The sequence below is a fragment of the Allomuricauda sp. TY007 genome (assembly GCF_010468565.1).
Taxonomy (GTDB): Bacteria; Bacteroidota; Bacteroidia; order Flavobacteriales; family Flavobacteriaceae; genus Flagellimonas.
In genome coordinates, this window is sequence record NZ_WUEG01000008.1 from 146,483 (window position 1) to 162,963 (window position 16,481).

Genomic DNA, 16,481 nt, shown 5'->3' on the forward strand with positions numbered 1-16,481 from the left:
CCCCATAAAGCTTGAGAGCTCCCATAAATAATCAAGGCTTACTTTGTTATAACCAACCCCGAAGTATATGAAAAATTGGGACATTAAGGATCTTGGATCAGATAGTTTGTTTACGGAAACCATCAAACTTGCCAAAATAGGTGTCTATGAACTTAACGTAGTCTCCAACGAAATTTATTGGAGCGATGTTACCCGCGAAATCACCGAAGTTCCTGATGACTTTGTCCCATCCTTGGATAATCTTGCTTCCTTTTTTAACGAAGGTCAATACAGGGATATGGCCCGTGACGCCATGCAAGAAGCCATCTCAAAAGGTAAGTCCTATGATTTGGACATGGAGGTGGTAACAGCCAAGGGCAATATCAAGTATGTCCGTAATGTGGGAAATCCAAAAATGGAAAATGGGTTTTGTGTAAAATTATTCGGTTTCCTCCAAGACATTACTGAAAGAAAACAGACAAAAGTTGAGCTTACCAAAAAAATCCAACAACTCAATCTTGCCGAACAATTATCCCAAATTGGCTATTGGGAATGGGATATTTTGGCCGACAATATTATTTGGTCGGACAACCTATATCGCATATTTGGTCTGGAAGTGGGCACTCCCATCCATTTTGAACGCGTTGTCGAAGCAATACATCCCGATGACCGAAAAACTTTTCGTGAGAATGCCCAAGAGTTTATCGACGAGAAACGGTTTCGAAAATTTATGCACCGCATAATTCACAAAGACGGCAGTGTCCATACAGTTGAGTTGATCGGGGAACTCATCATGAATCAACATGGCGATGTGGTAAAAATGATCGGAACCACACAGGATATTACCGAACACCGAATGTCCGAAATCAAGTTTAGAGGTTTATTGGATTCCGCACCGGACACCATGGTCATTGTTGATCGAAAAGGTATCATCCAATTGATCAATAAGCAGGCAGAGAAAATGTTTGGCTATAAATCATCGGAACTTATTGACGAACATGTGACCATTCTTGTCCCAAAACGACTTTGGGACACCATGGAATATTATGCTGAGACATTTTTTAAAGCCCCAAAACATACCGGGCTTCCTGCGGACCTTGATTTTTTTGTACAAAACAAATCAGGTTTCCAAATACCCGTCCAAATTACCCTAAGTCCACTGGAAACCTCCGAAGGCCTTCTGGTATCGATTGCCGTCAGGGATATTACGGTTCAAAAACAGGCAGCGCATCGAATTATGGAGACCAACAAAAGTTTAAAGGAATCGGCCAAGCGACTGAAGGCCCAAAATCGCCAATTGGAAGAGTTCAACCAAATCACATCACACAATCTGAGATCCCCGGTAAGCAATCTCAATGCCTTATTGGATATTTACAAAACGGAAAAAAATTCCAAAACCAAGGAGATGATCATCGGTAAAATTGAGTCAGTTACAAAACATCTTACATGGACTTTGGACACCCTTGTGGAATCCTTGCTCATTAAAAAAAGTGCTCAACAATCTTTAGAAAAAAGCCATTTCGACAAAACATTGGAAAGAACAAAAGAGATGCTCGCGGCCGAGATTTTAAAGACCAATGCGGTCATTACCTCTGATTTTTCCGAAGCTCCCACCGTGATGTACAACAAAATCTATTTGGAAAGTATTTTCATTAATCTGATCAGCAATTCCTTAAAATACAAGGCGAAAGACAGGGCTCCCGAAATTTTTGTGAAATCAAGGATAAACGATGGAACGGTACAGCTGGAATTTAAGGACAATGGTTTGGGAATCAATCTTAAAAAGAATGGGCACAAACTCTTCGGGTTCAGCAAGGTTTTCCATAGAAACGATGACGCCAAAGGTGTTGGCTTATTTATAACAAAGGCCCAGGTGGATGCCATGGGCGGGAAAATTTGGGCCAACAGCGAAGAAGGCAAAGGCACTTCTTTTTTTATAAACCTATAACTATTGATGATTATGAAATCAGTTAATGTCTTTGTGGTCGATGATGATGACATCTATCAATTTACAATCGGTGTAACACTTAAAAGTATTCCTGCAGTGCGTTCTACCCGTACCTTTTCCGATGGTGCAGAAGCACTGGAATATATTGTAGTACACCAGAATGACGTTGATGAATTACCGGACATCATCTTTTTGGATATTAACATGCCTATATTGGATGGGTTCCAATTTATGGAAGAGTTTATCGAACTACTTCCCAAATTGAACAAAAGTATCAAAGTATATATGGTGTCCTCTTCGATGGATCCCAAGGATATCAAAAAGGCGGACAGAATTGAGGAAATATCCGATTATTTGATCAAACCTTTAAACTCCAACGACATCAAGGAAATCGTGGCCAAACTGTAATCCGAAGCGCCAGAAGAGCTAAACTTGACCGTTTTTTCAAGGTACTTTTTGGAACGACAAATCAAAAACTTTTGTAAAACCTTTACTTGGCTGTTAGACTGATTACTTTTATACGTCTAATTCCAGCCAAACATGGATTAGGTGTCCAAAAACCATTACATTTGGTAATTCGATACGAAAATGGCCAAACACAAACTTCAACCGGACAATTGGGTCGACCTGTACGCAGACTACCTGTTCAACTATGCGGTCTCGCGCGTGAGCGATGCTGAAATTGCCAAGGATTTGGTACAGGAAACCTTTTTTGCAGGTCTCAACTCGGCCAAAAACTTCAAAGGTGATGCTGCCGAGCGTACTTGGTTGGTATCCATTCTTAAGCGAAAAGTAATCGACCATTACCGAAAAATAAATTCGAAAAAGGGAAAAGCAGAGGTACGCATAAATTATAACTCAGATTCGGAAGTAGAAGGAGATTGGTTGGAGGAGCAAGTAGCAGACCCTTTCAGTAAAGACGGAGATCACTTGATCGAAAATGAGGAACTCGGTTCGGCAATTCAGGACTGCATCAAAAAATTACCCCAAAAACAGGCTTTGGTATTTAAATTGAAAACCATACAAGGCATGAGTACCGAAGATATTTGTAATGAACTTGACATAAATCCGTCCAACTTGTGGGTAATGATCCATAGGGCAAGGACATCGCTTATGGGTTGTTTAAACGAAAATTGGTTTTAGGTATGAAGATTTCGTGCAAAGAAGCATCGTGCATATGTGACAAATCCCAATATAAGGAAGCGAGTTTGTGGGACATTATAAAACTTCGCTTTCACCTTCTTTATTGCAAGGTTTGTCGCAGCTACTCCAAAAAGAATGGTGAGTTGACCTCGTTGTGCGACCGAGCCGGACTTACCATGCTCTCAGAAGACGACAAAAAGAAAATGAAGAGGGAATTGGAAGAGAAACTCTAAAAATAATTCTCCGTCCACCAGAATAAGCAAAACCAAAAAATCGGGATAGCCTCCACCCAAAACATCACAAAATACTTGGATTGCATTCGCTTCTTTGAAATCAGCACAAAAATAAGTGCTGCGGACAAAATGAGCCGCAACACGATTTCATTTTGATGTATTGAATCCTTTAGAAAAGTCATCAAGAAAAAAATCAAAATCAATCCCACTCCCAATCTAGTAGTGTTTTTCACACCCAAGACCTGTGGCAAAGTTCGGAGTCCCCTATCATCCCATTGCATATCCCTGATTTCAAAAGGAAGAATCAACACCAACACCAACAACATACGTTGGATAAATGTTACGGCAAAATCCCAATCCAAGGTCATTTTTGCATCCAGCACGGGCAACAAAACCGTAAATCCGGCCCAGACAAAGGCCACAATATAAATTTTAAGGCCAGCCAAATTCCTTAAGTTCTTGGCGCGTGGCAACAAAGGAACTGCATACAGAGCGGACAACACGCCCAAAACAACGGTCGCCACCCATATTTCCTCATCCAATTGTAGCAAAAAATAAATGGCGAAAGCAAACGAAACAAAGCTGAATATTTGAATGATTTTGTGATAAGCATTCGATACTATGAGGTACTTATATGCCTCAACACCATACTTGATAAAATTGTAACAAACGATTACACTAAAAAAGATAAAGCCCAATAAATTGATATCCGAAGAGCTGCCCAACAAATGAAAGGTAACGCCCGCCATGGAAATAACCGCAATGGCCACATGAATACTGGCATCCAGATAAAAATCGAAAATAGTTTTCAGGCTTTGCATAGGGTAAAATCCAATAGCTTTAACCAAGGGTTAACTTGTGGTTAACAACTTTGGTTCAGAGACCTTCAAAATTGACCATTTTCATCGAATTAATCCCTAATTTTGTGCACTTTATTGGATTGAACATGAACACAGAGGTTTTTGCCGCCAGACACATTGGCATCACAGAGAGAGACTTACCCCACATGCTCGAGACCATTGGGGTGGAAAGTATGGAACAGCTCATTTATGAGACCATTCCCGATGACATCAAATTAAAAAAACCATTGGACCTTCCGGAAGGAATCAGTGAACACGAGTTCCTGAGCCACCTGAACGAACTGGCCAAGAAGAACAAGGTTTTCAAAACCTACATCGGATTGGGATATCATGAATCCCTAACGCCATCGGTCATCAAAAGAAACATTTTGGAAAACCCGGGCTGGTATACCGCCTACACCCCCTACCAAGCAGAGATTGCACAAGGTAGATTGGAAGCCCTCTTGAACTTCCAGACCATGTTAAGCGACCTTACTGGCATGGAAATCGCAAATGCGTCACTTTTGGATGAAAGTACCGCTGCAGCCGAGGCCATGAGTATGCTGTTCGAACTGCGAAGCCGAGAGCAGAAAAAGGAAAATGTTGTAAAGTTCTTCGCTTCTGAAGAAATACTTCCCCAAACCCTGAGCTTGCTGAAAACACGCGCTATACCTTTAGGTATAGAATTGGTTGTGGGCAATCATGAAGATTTTGATTTTTCCGATGAATATTATGGTGCGTTGTTGCAATACCCAGGAAAATACGGTCAAGTCAATGACTACGAATCCTTTGTGGAAAAAGCCAAGGAAAAGGACATAAAAGTGGCGGTTGCTGCCGATATTTTGAGCTTGGTGATGTTAACCCCTCCAGGTGAGTGGGGCGTGGATGCCGTGGTGGGAACAACACAGCGTTTTGGAATCCCATTAGGTTACGGTGGCCCTCATGCTGCATACTTTGCAACCAAAGAAGCATATAAAAGAAATATCCCGGGTAGGATTATCGGAATTACCCGAGATACCGATGGCAACCCTGCTTTACGTATGGCGCTTCAAACTAGGGAGCAACACATAAAAAGAGCCAAGGCAACTTCCAATATATGCACTGCCCAAGTATTATTAGCGGTCATGGCTGGAATGTACGCCGTTTATCACGGACCGGAAGGCTTAAAATATATTGCCAACAAAGTACACAACAACACCAAAAAGTTGGCAAAAGCATTGGAAGCCCACGGGTTTGAACAATTGAACAATGCTTACTTTGACACCATTAAGGTTAAGGTTAAAAACACAGGTCGACTTAAGGAGGTAATGGAAAGTAAAAGCATCAATCTATTTTACATTGATGATACCACCGTATCCATTTCCTTGAACGAAGCTGTTTCCGAAGCAGATGTAAACACATTGGTATCCTGCTTTGTGGAGTCACATAATCTGGATGAAAAATCCATCGAAGGAATGGATTTAGATGAAGTAATTCCAGCTTCGCTTCAACGACAATCTCCATTTATGGAGCATCCTGTGTTCAATTCCTATCATTCCGAGACCGAACTGATGCGCTACATCAAAAAATTGGAACGTAAGGATTTGGCGTTGAACCACTCCATGATTTCTTTGGGAAGTTGCACCATGAAATTGAACGCAGCTTCCGAAATGTTGCCATTGAGCTGGGGCGAATGGGGCAACATCCACCCATTTGTTCCTTTGGACCAAGCCGAAGGTTACCAAGAAGTACTAAAATCCCTTGAAGAGCAATTGAACGTAATAACTGGGTTTTCCGCCACTTCTCTACAGCCCAACTCAGGTGCTCAAGGAGAATATGCCGGTTTGATGGTCATCCGAGCCTACCATGAATCCAGAGGCGAAGAACACCGGGACATTTGTTTGATTCCAGCTTCGGCACACGGCACCAATCCAGCCTCGGCAGTGATGGCTGGCATGAAAGTCGTTGTGACCAAAACTGACGAAAAAGGAAATATTGATTTGACCGATTTGCAAGAAAAAGCAGAAAAACATGCGGAAAACCTTGCCGCATTGATGGTCACATATCCCTCTACCCATGGTGTTTTTGAATCATCCATCAAACAAATCACAAAATTGATTCATGATAACGGTGGACAGGTCTACATGGACGGTGCCAATATGAATGCCCAAGTAGGGTTGACTAATCCTGCGACCATTGGAGCCGATGTTTGCCACTTGAACCTGCACAAGACCTTTGCCATCCCACACGGAGGTGGAGGCCCGGGCGTAGGTCCTATTTGTGTTGCAGAGCAATTAAAACCGTTCTTACCCACGAACCCAGTGATTCCAACAGGAGGAGAAAATGCCATAACAGCCATCTCTTCGGCACCTTGGGGGAGCTCCCTGGTATGTTTGATTTCCTACGGATACATCAAAATGTTGGGAGCGGAAGGACTTACTAACGCAACCAAAGGTGCTATTCTGAATGCCAATTACATCAAAGACCGCTTAAAAGGTAAGTTTGATGTACTCTACGCTGGCGAACGAGGACGTGCGGCCCACGAAATGATCGTTGACTGTAGACCTTTTAAAGCAAATGGCATAGAAGTGACCGATATTGCCAAACGCCTTATCGATTACGGATTCCACGCACCTACGGTATCCTTCCCCGTTGCTGGAACTTTGATGATAGAGCCCACAGAAAGTGAGAGCCGAGCGGAACTTGATCGTTTTTGCGATGCATTATTATCAATTCGAGAGGAAATTGACGAAGCTTCAGTGGATGAAACGGACAATGTGCTGAAAAACGCACCACACACCTTGGCAATGCTCACCAGCGACTCATGGGAACACCCGTATAGCAGGGAAAAAGCGGCTTTCCCATTACCTTATGTGGCCGAGAACAAATTTTGGCCAACTATCCGAAGAACGGATGAAGCGTTTGGGGATCGTAATTTAATGTGCTCCTGTGCACCCATAGAAGATTACGCAGAAGCCTAAAACCCACTATAAACATTGAGAAAAGCCTTGATTCTAGAATTAGATCAGGGCTTTTTTCGCATCCTGCAATATATAAGTTACCTTTTGAACATTGTATAATTTACTATGCATGCATAATATTAACAGCCCAATACCTTAAATTGTATTGACCAAAACCTCCACACAATATGAAAATCGGCATAACAGGTACTGGAAGTTACATACCTTCCATAATTACCAAAAACGAAGATTTTTTGAATCATAAGTTCATGGAAACCGATGGATCGTCCTTTGAACAACAGAACAATGTGATCATTGAAAAGTTTGAAGCCATAACGGGCATAGCCAACCGAAGATATGCGAGGCCCGACCTTAAAACATCGGACATTGGGTTTTTGGCGGCCGAGGAAGCGATTGCCAGTGCCAAGGTCGATAAGGAGGAACTCGACTACATCATATTTGCCCATAATTTCGGAGATCTCACCCCAGGAAAAATCCAAGGGGACACTTTACCAAGTCTAGCAACCCGCGTGAAGCATTTGTTGCGCATCAAAAATCCAAAATGTGTGGCCTACGACCTTATTTTTGGTTGCCCGGGTTGGATTGAGGGTATAATTCAAGCAAATGCATTTATTAAAAGTGGGATGGCCAAAAAATGTTTGGTCATTGGAGGAGAAACCCTCTCCAGAGTTGTAGATCCTCATGATCGTGACAGTATGATTTTTTCCGACGGCGCAGGGGCTGCCATACTCGAAGCCAACACAGCCAATGGTGAAATATTGTCCCATGCTTCAGTAACCTACGCCAATGAAGAAGCGTATTATCTGTATTTTGATAAATCCAACAGCCCTGCGGAACCCCAAGAGACGCGGTACATAAAAATGCAGGGGCGAAAAATCTACGAGTTTGCCTGCATCAATGTACCCAAGGCCATGGCTTCCTGCCTTGATGACAGCGGAGTCAATATTGACGACGTTAAAAAGATTTTTATACATCAGGCCAACGAAAAAATGGATGAGGCTATCATCAAACGGTTTTATAAAATCTACGGCAAGACAGTTCCCAAGAACATTATGCCCATGAGCATACAGGATTTGGGAAACAGTTCTGTTGCCACTGTGCCTACCCTTTACAATATGGTTCTTAAAGGAAAACTGCCCGAACATGAAGTAAAAAAAGGAGACGTTGTAATTTTTGCGAGTGTCGGAGCCGGAATGAACGTTAATGCGATTGTTTACCAGTGTTGATGTAGAAAAAACAAACTCAATAACTGAACAACCCAATAACATAAAAACTAATTTGGGATTTGTGGTTTGTTTTTTGGAATTTTAGCCCATGTACGAAAACAACTTTCCCAACAAACGTTATAAACATACCTTAGCGTTCCTCAAAAAACATATCGACCCTTCGGAGTCCATCTTGGACCTTGGAGTTGAAAATCCATTTTCAGAAATCATGAAATCCAACGGATATCAAGTAAAGAATACCTCTGGCGAGGATTTGGACCTGGATTTTCAAAGTGTTGCCCAATCTGATGCCGATGTAGTGACCGCCTTCGAGATTTTTGAGCATTTAGTCGCTCCATTGAATGTACTAAAGGAGGTAAAAGCGAATAAATTGGTAGCAAGCATCCCCATGCGATTGTGGTTCTCCCCAGCTTACCGAAGCAAAACCGACCCATGGGACCGGCACTATCACGAGTTCGAGGATTGGCAATTTGATTGGCTCTTGGAAAAGGCAGGATGGACTATCAAAGATTCTGCTAAATGGACAAACCCAGTCAAAAAAATTGGATTACGCCCTATTCTACGGTATTTTACAAATAGGTATTACATTGTTTATGCTGAACGTGTGCCATCAAAAGGCGAAGGGTAAAGGGGCAAAAGGTGAATGAAGTTCAAGTATCAAGTTCAAGCATCAAGTGCATCTAACTAAGTTATTGGGTTACTGAGTTATTTAGTTACTTCTGACATCGAGCATCGTACATCAAACCCAAGTACAAGTGCAAAAACATAGAGAAGAGAAACAAGAGCAAAGGCTCAAGTTCAGAGTTATGAGTCATGAGTTAGCAATTTACAAGTTATTGGGTACAGCACACCGCCACTGGCAACTGACTGACTTCCGACGTTTCGACTTTAGTTTATCCTGACCGTAACCGAAGGGTTCAACATGGCAAATCAAAACGACATTTAACAAGAGTTTCAAGCAATTGGTGTAATTCGTGTCAAAAGAGAGAAGAAAAACAAGAGCAGAGAATCAAGGCACAAAACTTCGTGCATCGTGCTTCGGACATCTGACTTCTGACAAGTTCAAGTGCAAGAACCAAGTTCAAACTCAAGTGTATCCGACTAAATTATTGGGTTAATGAGTTATTTAGTTACTTCTGACATCGAGCATCGTACATCAAACCCAAGTGTAAGCCAAAACTCAAGTGTCAAATTCCAAAAATCAAAAATTGGAATTACTGCGAACTGCATACTAACTCCAATCTCCTAAACATAAAACTAATTTGGGATTTGTGATTTGTTTTTTGGAATTTTAGCACATGCGCATCAGTATTGTTATTCCAGCACATAATGAAGCTTCTTATTTAAAAGACTGTTTGGATTCTTTTGTGGCCCAAACTTACTTGCCCAATGAAATTATTGTGGTGGATGATAATTCTTCTGATGATACATATGCAATTGCAAAAAGCTATGCACAAAAGTACGATTGGGTAAATGTGGTACAGCGTAATTCTACCGATGAACATATTCCCGGCAAAAAAGTGGTGGACACCTTCAATTTTGGATTGGAACGAGCTTCGGAACACGACCTTATCGGCAAGTTTGATGCGGACATTATCCTGCCCCACAATTATTTTGAACTTATCGTCAATCAATTTCAAGCCAATTGGAAACTGGGAATGTGCTCTGGACTGTTGTACATCAAAAAAGGCGACGAGTGGATCTATGAAAATATCGCGGACAAAAATCACATCCGAGGTCCTATAAAACTCTATCATAAAGCTTGTTTTAATAAAATTGGCGGATTACGCCCAGGTGTAGGCTGGGACACCGTGGATACCCTTTTGGCCAAATACCACGATTTTAATACCCTGACACTCCCGGAACTCCAAGTAAAACACCTCCGCCCAACTGGACATGGGTACAGTACCAAAAATTATCAAGCAAAGGGTGTTGCCATGTACAAGATGCGTTACGGGATTATCCTCACCAAAATTGCCGCATTAAAAATGGCTTGGCAGGCCAAAAGTCCCAAATTATACTTCCAAGCAATATGGGGCTACCTCAAAGCTTTCTTCCAACGGCAAGCAAAATATGTCTCCAAAAAAGAGGGAAAGTTTATCAGAAGCTATCGTTGGAAGGGAGTTTGGTCCAAAATCCTATAAAACCACTTGTAATTCTTCATCCGTCAATTGAAAATGGGCATTCGTCAATTAACAAGGCTTTGCTATGTACGAAACTGGTATTTTGCTGGAGCAAAAGAATTTGCATAAAGTAAATCCATTCATAAATCAAACAATACTATAACGTATGGATCCATCTACCCAAAACCTACATCTTATCCCCAACCCAGTTGACTTAAAAAGAATATGCAAAGCTTATGCAGCTTTGGAAGCTATTCTTGTACCCGACCGAACAATACGAAACAGCAGTTACAACAAAGATCATGGCGAAACCATGGAACTTTTTAATTACCGTTTGGATCCAGCGGGTACGGACATGGCTATTGTTTTTGGCAAGCAGGGAACCTGTATTGTCGGATTCTATTATGAGTGTGACCTTATCGCCCGTTTTGAAAAAGCCCACTTGGCAAAGGAAGAACTCGAAAGGAAAAAATATAAATGGTGGATGCTAAAAAAGTTCAAACCCACACCCGTTTGGGAAATTTACTATGATGCGGTCAACTTGCCCGAAGAGATTGAAAAATTGATGGAAGAACCTGTGATTGACCAAACATCATTTTGTGTTTGGCAGACCAAAACGGATAAAAAGTGGCAAAAAGGGTGTATTTCAGCTTCCAAAATCGAACTTGACGAAGATGTTTCCGATCTGGAAGATGGTTCGGATTTTTTTCTCCGCGATTTTGATGGGAACCCTGTTACGGTTAAAAATACTCTGGGTCAATTTATTGAAAAAGATTTAGACATGGAAACCATAGAAAAGGTTGTCAATGGGGAAGCAATTACAAAAGAATTTGTCCAAAAACTAAACCCTGAATACCAAGATCATGAAAGTTTAAAATCCGATCTGGATGAAATTGGATTCCCCCATCAACTATAGTAACCCGTTTACAAAATTTATAAATCACAAACTCACTCCAAAACCTCCCCAATTGGCTGTCCCGTAGTTCCACTTGGGAACGCAATACCAAGCAACGCTGCTATGGTGGGGGCAATATCGGGTATTTCGGTACGGTTTACCGTACTACCCTGCTTAATACCTTTTCCGTAAAGCAATAAAGGCACATGAGTGTCATATATTTGAGCTGAACCATGAGTGGAACCTGTTCTGCTGTACGAAATGTACCCCACATTTGGCACAATAAGCACATCGCCCGAACGCTTTTGGTTATAACCGTTCTGCAATATGTAAGGTATGCCTTCCAAATACTCGTTTGTCCACATTTGATGGGCCGTGTACACTTGACCTATTCCTTCGTAGGACAATAGTTCTTTGGCAATATCTTCTTGGGCATCATCAAGGTCTATATCCAAATTGGTCAAAATCTTATGGTCCAAAAACAATTGGTAATTGGAAAGGTCACGCACCACATCCGTTGTCCCATATTTATACTGAAGAAATTCGGCAAACTTTGTTTGCGTACCCTTCATATCCAAATAACCTGCTGGAATCTTGGAATCCATCAAATAAGAAGGCACATTAATGGCAGCATGGTCGGCAGTCAAGAAAACGGTATACTCATCTTTACCTACTTTTTCATCCAAAGTTGAAAAAATTCGGGCCAAATCTTGATCCAACCTTATGTAGGTATCTTCCACTTCTTTGGAATTAACTCCATAAAAATGCCCCACATAATCGGTACTGGAAAAACTAATGGCCAAGAAGTCTGTAATGGTATCGGCCCCTAAATCCTCGCCTTCCAAAGCAGCCAAGGCAAAATCTGCGGTAATGCTGTTTCCGTACGGCGTAGCACGCAACAGACCAAACTGACCGTTGGCATCCCACAAGTTGGGTATATCGTGCGGGAAGGTGTTACTTGTCTCCCCTTTTTGCAAACCTTCATAATTATTGGCATCCAAACCACTTTCCACATAAGTTTCAATGGGTTTTAGGGTCTTCCAAGGTTTTTTATAGGCTTCAACCGCGTCTGAATTGTTGAAATCGGTCACCCATTGCGGTAAGGTTTCCATGTAGTAGGAACTGGTAATCCAGTTTCCCGTTGCCCCACCTTCAAACCAATAGGCTGCATTGGCTGCGTGACCCGCAGGTAAAATAGCGCCTCTATCTTTTAGTGCCACGCCAATTACCTTTCCTCTTTTTTGAGTGTGCAAGCGCAACTGATCGGTAATGGTGGTTGTAAGCATCCTGTGGGGGGACATTTGCCCTGCATCGGAGGTAGTTCCTACGGATGTGTAACTATCATCCCCTGCACAATACACGTCTTGCCCAGACTCCTTATCGAACCAATCATTGCCAATAATACCGTGCATGGAAGGTGTTGTACCGGTATAAACCGATGCATGACCGGGCCCCGTGCTAGTTGGAGCATAGTTAAAATGGTTGTTTTTACAATTAAAACCCTCGTTCACCAATCTTTTAAACCCTCCTTCTCCATATTGGTTCCAAAAACGGGTAAGGTAATCGTACCGCATTTGATCCACTACAATACCTACGACCAATTTTGGTGTTTGGGCAATGGGTTTGGGCTGTACTTCAGCATCGTTCTTTTTTCTTCGTTGTCCGTATGAAATACTGATGATGCACAATGCTAAGATGGAAACTATAAGGTTGGTCTTTTTCATGGTATGGATTTAATCAAATAAGAGCAAAACTATTGATTTCTGTCGTTTAAAAATTTAAATGAAGGTTAAAAGCTGCACAATATTCTTATTTTTATCAACTCAAGTCCAAAAAAACGCATGAAATACCTAGAAGCGATCGGGAAATACTTCATCATGATTTGGGAAGTATTTAAAAAACCTACCAAGTGGCGCATTATGAAAACCTTGATCTTCAAGGAAATTGATGAGCTTATCTATGGCGCCATGGGCATCATTATATTCATCTCCTTTTTTATAGGTGGAGTTGTTACCATACAAACTGCCCTGAACCTAACCAACCCCCTTTTACCCAAAAGTCTTATTGGATTTGCAGCAAGGCAATCCGTTATATTGGAATTTGCACCCACCTTTACCTCCATTATAATGGCGGGAAAAGTAGGCTCGTACATTACATCCAGTATAGGCACCATGAGGGTTACCGAACAAATTGATGCCCTCGAAGTAATGGGAATAAACTCTTTGAACTATCTGGTTTTTCCTAAGATTGTGGCCACCATGTTGTATCCCTTTGCGGTTGCAATTTCAATGTTCGTTGGTATTTTGGGAGGATGGGTAGCAGCTGTATTTGGAGGTTTTGCTCCGAGTGGCGATTTTATTCAGGGACTACAAATGGATTTTGATTCGTACCATGTAACCTATGCGCTAATAAAATCGGTAGTTTTTGCCTTTGTGATTGCCACTGTTCCCTCTTTCCATGGTTTTTACATGACCGGCGGTGCTTTGGATGTAGGAAAGGCCAGCACCACATCCTTTGTTTGGACGAGTGTTGTTATTATTATTGTGAATTACATTTTAACACAATTGTTATTAGGCTAATGATCGAAGTAGAGAACATACATAAATCTTTTGGGGACAACCATGTTCTAAAAGGAATTTCCACACGTTTTGATAAAGGCAAGACCAACCTGATCATTGGACAGAGTGGTTCGGGAAAAACAGTATTCCTTAAATGTCTATTGGGACTTTTTGAGCCTGATGAAGGTAACATTTATTACAATGGTCAATGTTATTCCGAACTTTCGGCAAAAGAGAAAAGGAATCTAAGGCAAGAAATGGGTATGGTTTTCCAAGGAAGCGCCCTTTTTGATTCTATGACAGTGGAAGGCAACGTGATGTTCCCCTTGGATATGTTCACCAACCAATCACTATCCGAAAAACAGGATAGGGTAGACTTTGTTCTAAAGCGTGTTAACTTGGTAGATGCCCACAAAAGGTTACCCGCAGAAATTTCTGGGGGAATGCAAAAAAGAGTGGCCATTGCACGGGCCATTGTAATGAATCCCAAATATTTGTTCTGCGACGAACCCAACTCCGGGCTTGATCCCAAAACAGCTATTTTGATTGATAACCTTATCCAAGAAATCACTCAGGAATACGACATAACCACGGTAATCAATACCCACGATATGAACTCCGTGATGGAAATCGGGGAAAAAATAATCTTCTTAAAAAACGGGCATAAAGAATGGGAAGGCACAAACATGGAAATCTTTAAAACCGACAATGAAGCGGTAACCGATTTTGTCTACTCCTCGGAACTCTTTAAAAAAGTTCGACAAATGTATATTGAAGAACGGAATTGATGCTTTGTTCTTAGGTTATTGGGCTATTGGAATTTGTGATAATGCTTTAACTATCTTTCGAGAAGCTCAAGTTCAATGGTCAATTTTCAAAAATCAAAAACAGGAGTTATTGCTGACTTCCAACAAGTTCAAACTCAAGCATCAAGTTCAAGAACAGAAAAATTCGTGATGATTCGGGAAATTTGTGTCAAAAGGAAAATAGAACAAAGAGAAGAGAACCAAGAACCAAGAACCGAGTTAGGAGTTAGGAGTTACGAAGTTATTGAGTTACTGCCAACTGCCTTCGTGCTTCGAGCATCCGACATCCGACATCCGACTTCTAAATAAAAACTACTCCACTTCCTTAATTACAAGGGTTGTATCCTGAAGCCTCAATTTTAACCAAGCGAGCATTTTTTTAGTGTCCGTCTCTTTTTGTCCAGAACTTACCTCATCTTTCCAATCCACCTCAAAAACTGGAACCGTGTCCATTTTTTTAAAATCGGTACGCACCTGATAGGAAAAACCAAGTGCTTCAATATTTTCGTAATTAGCTTTGGCCTCTGCACTAATATCTTTGAAAGGCACCTGTTTTCCTATATTTTTGGTCAAAGTGGTCAATTCCTCTTCTAGCATTCTGATTTGCTCATCCTTGTTCAGCAATTCGGCCTTGTTCTTCTCGTACAATTCACTTACGTAATTGAACTTTTCCTCTGAATCATCTTGTCCTCCCTGAATTATATGTAGCTCGGCATTTTTAAGTCGGTTATATTCATTTTTTTGGGTTCGCCATGTATTGACCACATTTTCAGGAACCGATTCATCTCCCATGAACACAACCTCTATCATTGAGGTTCCATCATCCACATATTCCAATTTGGTAAGGTTATCCACATATCTTCCAGCACCCTCAAACTGGTACACTTCCACGGTATCTTGTAAAAAGCTTTGTGCCTGCTTCATAAAAAGTGATTCTTGGAATACCTTATAAAAGGTGAATCCTGCAGGTATCATCACCAAAATTCCTGTAATGGAAGCCAAGCGGGCAATTAGTCTCCTGCGCTGCGAATTGGCGTAGCGCACCATGGGAAACCGCAAAAACTTGATGACCAAAAAGGTGGCCAGACCAATAAAAATGGTATTGATGGTAAATAAGTACATGGCTCCCGCCGCATACCAGGGTTTACCAATGGCCAGTCCAAACCCTACTGTACAAAGAGGCGGCATCAAAGCGGTTGCAATGGCCACACCAAAGATAACACTGGCAATGGTGCCTTTTTTGGCCCGTGCAATCACAAGGGCAAGCCCTCCAAAAAACGCAATCAGCACATCCCGAATATCCGGTTTGGTCCGTGCCAAAAGTTCGGACGATTCATCACGAAGTGGGAAAAGGTAGAAGAACAAAAAAGCAGTGATAACACTCAAAACCACCATAACGGCAAAATTTTTGAGCGATCGTCGCAACGTATCAATATCATTTATGGCCAAGGACATCCCCATTCCCAAAATAGGGCCCATTAGCGGGGAAATTAACATGGCTCCGATCACCACAGCGGTCGAGTTGGCATTTAATCCAACGGAAGCAATAAAAATAGAACATATCAAAATCCAAGAGGTGTGCCCCTTGAAAGGAATATCTGCAATAATGGATTCTTTGGTAGCGGCTGGGTCGGTATTGGAACGAATTTCCAACAAGTCCGAAAGAAACTTCCGCATACTCCCCAAAAGTCCCTTAAAGTCCTTTTTTACTTCATCTCCGCTGTCCTGAGCTGGAGATGTTTCCCTATCTTTTTTTTGATCTTCACTCATC

General features: G+C 41.6%; 14 protein-coding genes. 11 read left to right on the forward strand and 3 right to left on the reverse strand.

The genetic code is table 11. The annotated features are described in order from the left end of the window. The first annotated feature begins 67 nt into the window (after window positions 1-67). The 4 genes from GO009_RS10615 (at window position 68) to GO009_RS10630 (ending at window position 3,303) form a co-directional block, all read left to right on the forward strand. The gene (locus GO009_RS10615) at window positions 68-1,927 is read left to right on the forward strand and encodes a PAS domain S-box protein (protein ID WP_163626175.1); all 1,860 of its coding nucleotides are present in this window, start codon (window positions 68-70) and stop codon (window positions 1,925-1,927) included. 12 nt (window positions 1,928-1,939) lie between these two features. Next, entirely contained in the window at window positions 1,940-2,335 is a 396-nt protein-coding gene (locus GO009_RS10620) for a response regulator (protein WP_163626176.1), read from the forward strand. A gap of 180 nt (window positions 2,336-2,515) precedes the next feature. Continuing rightward, window positions 2,516-3,070 carry a sigma-70 family RNA polymerase sigma factor gene (locus GO009_RS10625; RefSeq protein ID WP_163626177.1) on the forward strand — a complete coding sequence of 185 codons (555 nt, stop codon included), beginning with the start codon at window positions 2,516-2,518 and terminating at the stop codon, window positions 3,068-3,070. 2 nt (window positions 3,071-3,072) lie between these two features. Beyond that, window positions 3,073-3,303 carry a hypothetical protein gene (locus tag GO009_RS10630; protein WP_163626178.1) on the forward strand — a complete coding sequence of 77 codons (231 nt, stop codon included), beginning with the start codon at window positions 3,073-3,075 and terminating at the stop codon, window positions 3,301-3,303. Here the strand turns inward: GO009_RS10630 and GO009_RS10635 are convergent. Beyond that, window positions 3,300-4,124 (reverse strand): hypothetical protein, encoded by an 825-nt coding sequence (locus GO009_RS10635; protein WP_163626179.1) that lies wholly within the window; start codon window positions 4,122-4,124, stop codon window positions 3,300-3,302. The two genes, GO009_RS10630 and GO009_RS10635, sit on opposite strands and share 4 nt — an antisense overlap. 125 nt (window positions 4,125-4,249) lie before the next feature. On the opposite strand from GO009_RS10635, the gene gcvP reads away from it, so the two are divergent. From gcvP to GO009_RS10660, 5 genes are all read left to right on the forward strand, one after another. Beyond that, window positions 4,250-7,102 carry an aminomethyl-transferring glycine dehydrogenase gene (gene gcvP / locus GO009_RS10640; protein WP_163626228.1) on the forward strand — a complete coding sequence of 951 codons (2,853 nt, stop codon included), beginning with the start codon at window positions 4,250-4,252 and terminating at the stop codon, window positions 7,100-7,102. 167 nt (window positions 7,103-7,269) lie between these two features. Then, the gene (locus tag GO009_RS10645) at window positions 7,270-8,328 is read left to right on the forward strand and encodes a 3-oxoacyl-ACP synthase III family protein (RefSeq protein WP_163626180.1); all 1,059 of its coding nucleotides are present in this window, start codon (window positions 7,270-7,272) and stop codon (window positions 8,326-8,328) included. An 88-nt stretch (window positions 8,329-8,416) separates the two neighbouring features. Beyond that, the gene (locus GO009_RS10650; protein ID WP_163626181.1) at window positions 8,417-8,956 is read left to right on the forward strand and encodes a class I SAM-dependent methyltransferase; all 540 of its coding nucleotides are present in this window, start codon (window positions 8,417-8,419) and stop codon (window positions 8,954-8,956) included. Window positions 8,957-9,626: 670 nt separating this feature from the next. After that, complete coding sequence (locus tag GO009_RS10655) at window positions 9,627-10,472, forward strand: glycosyltransferase family 2 protein (RefSeq protein ID WP_163626182.1); 846 nt, start codon at window positions 9,627-9,629, stop codon at window positions 10,470-10,472. A gap of 145 nt (window positions 10,473-10,617) precedes the next feature. After that, window positions 10,618-11,367 carry a hypothetical protein gene (locus GO009_RS10660; RefSeq protein ID WP_163626183.1) on the forward strand — a complete coding sequence of 250 codons (750 nt, stop codon included), beginning with the start codon at window positions 10,618-10,620 and terminating at the stop codon, window positions 11,365-11,367. 32 nt (window positions 11,368-11,399) lie between these two features. On the opposite strand, the gene pafA is transcribed toward GO009_RS10660, so the two are convergent. Beyond that, window positions 11,400-13,070, reverse strand: a complete 1,671-nt coding sequence (gene pafA / locus GO009_RS10665; protein WP_163626184.1) for an alkaline phosphatase PafA — start codon at window positions 13,068-13,070, stop codon at window positions 11,400-11,402. 117 nt (window positions 13,071-13,187) lie between these two features. On the opposite strand from pafA, the gene GO009_RS10670 reads away from it, so the two are divergent. Next, window positions 13,188-13,925: an ABC transporter permease gene (locus GO009_RS10670; RefSeq protein WP_163626185.1), complete on the forward strand. Its 738-nt coding sequence runs from the start codon at window positions 13,188-13,190 to the stop codon at window positions 13,923-13,925. Continuing rightward, on the forward strand, window positions 13,925-14,692 hold the full coding sequence (locus tag GO009_RS10675) for an ABC transporter ATP-binding protein (RefSeq protein WP_163626186.1): 768 nt from the start codon (window positions 13,925-13,927) through the stop codon (window positions 14,690-14,692). Before GO009_RS10670 ends, GO009_RS10675 begins: the two co-directional genes overlap by 1 nt. Window positions 14,693-15,022: 330 nt before the next feature. Here GO009_RS10675 and GO009_RS10680 read toward each other — a convergent pair whose 3' ends face one another. After that, complete coding sequence (locus GO009_RS10680; RefSeq protein ID WP_163626187.1) at window positions 15,023-16,480, reverse strand: DUF389 domain-containing protein; 1,458 nt, start codon at window positions 16,478-16,480, stop codon at window positions 15,023-15,025. Window position 16,481 lies beyond the last annotated feature (1 nt).

Bases quoted from the DNA above. Each gene is read 5' to 3' on its own strand.
- GO009_RS10675 (WP_163626186.1), top strand. From the start codon at position 13,925: ATGATCGAAGTAGAGAACATACATAAATCTTTTGGGGACAACCATGTT.
- GO009_RS10620 (WP_163626176.1), top strand. From the start codon at position 1,940: ATGAAATCAGTTAATGTCTTTGTGGTCGATGATGATGACATCTATCAA.
- GO009_RS10680 (WP_163626187.1), bottom strand. From the start codon at position 16,480: ATGAGTGAAGATCAAAAAAAAGATAGGGAAACATCTCCAGCTCAGGAC.
- GO009_RS10615 (WP_163626175.1), top strand. From the start codon at position 68: ATGAAAAATTGGGACATTAAGGATCTTGGATCAGATAGTTTGTTTACG.
- GO009_RS10635 (WP_163626179.1), bottom strand. From the start codon at position 4,124: ATGCAAAGCCTGAAAACTATTTTCGATTTTTATCTGGATGCCAGTATT.
- GO009_RS10650 (WP_163626181.1), top strand. From the start codon at position 8,417: ATGTACGAAAACAACTTTCCCAACAAACGTTATAAACATACCTTAGCG.
- pafA (WP_163626184.1), bottom strand. From the start codon at position 13,070: ATGAAAAAGACCAACCTTATAGTTTCCATCTTAGCATTGTGCATCATC.
- GO009_RS10655 (WP_163626182.1), top strand. From the start codon at position 9,627: ATGCGCATCAGTATTGTTATTCCAGCACATAATGAAGCTTCTTATTTA.
- GO009_RS10625 (WP_163626177.1), top strand. From the start codon at position 2,516: ATGGCCAAACACAAACTTCAACCGGACAATTGGGTCGACCTGTACGCA.
- GO009_RS10670 (WP_163626185.1), top strand. From the start codon at position 13,188: ATGAAATACCTAGAAGCGATCGGGAAATACTTCATCATGATTTGGGAA.
- GO009_RS10645 (WP_163626180.1), top strand. From the start codon at position 7,270: ATGAAAATCGGCATAACAGGTACTGGAAGTTACATACCTTCCATAATT.
- GO009_RS10630 (WP_163626178.1), top strand. From the start codon at position 3,073: ATGAAGATTTCGTGCAAAGAAGCATCGTGCATATGTGACAAATCCCAA.
- GO009_RS10660 (WP_163626183.1), top strand. From the start codon at position 10,618: ATGGATCCATCTACCCAAAACCTACATCTTATCCCCAACCCAGTTGAC.
- gcvP (WP_163626228.1), top strand. From the start codon at position 4,250: ATGAACACAGAGGTTTTTGCCGCCAGACACATTGGCATCACAGAGAGA.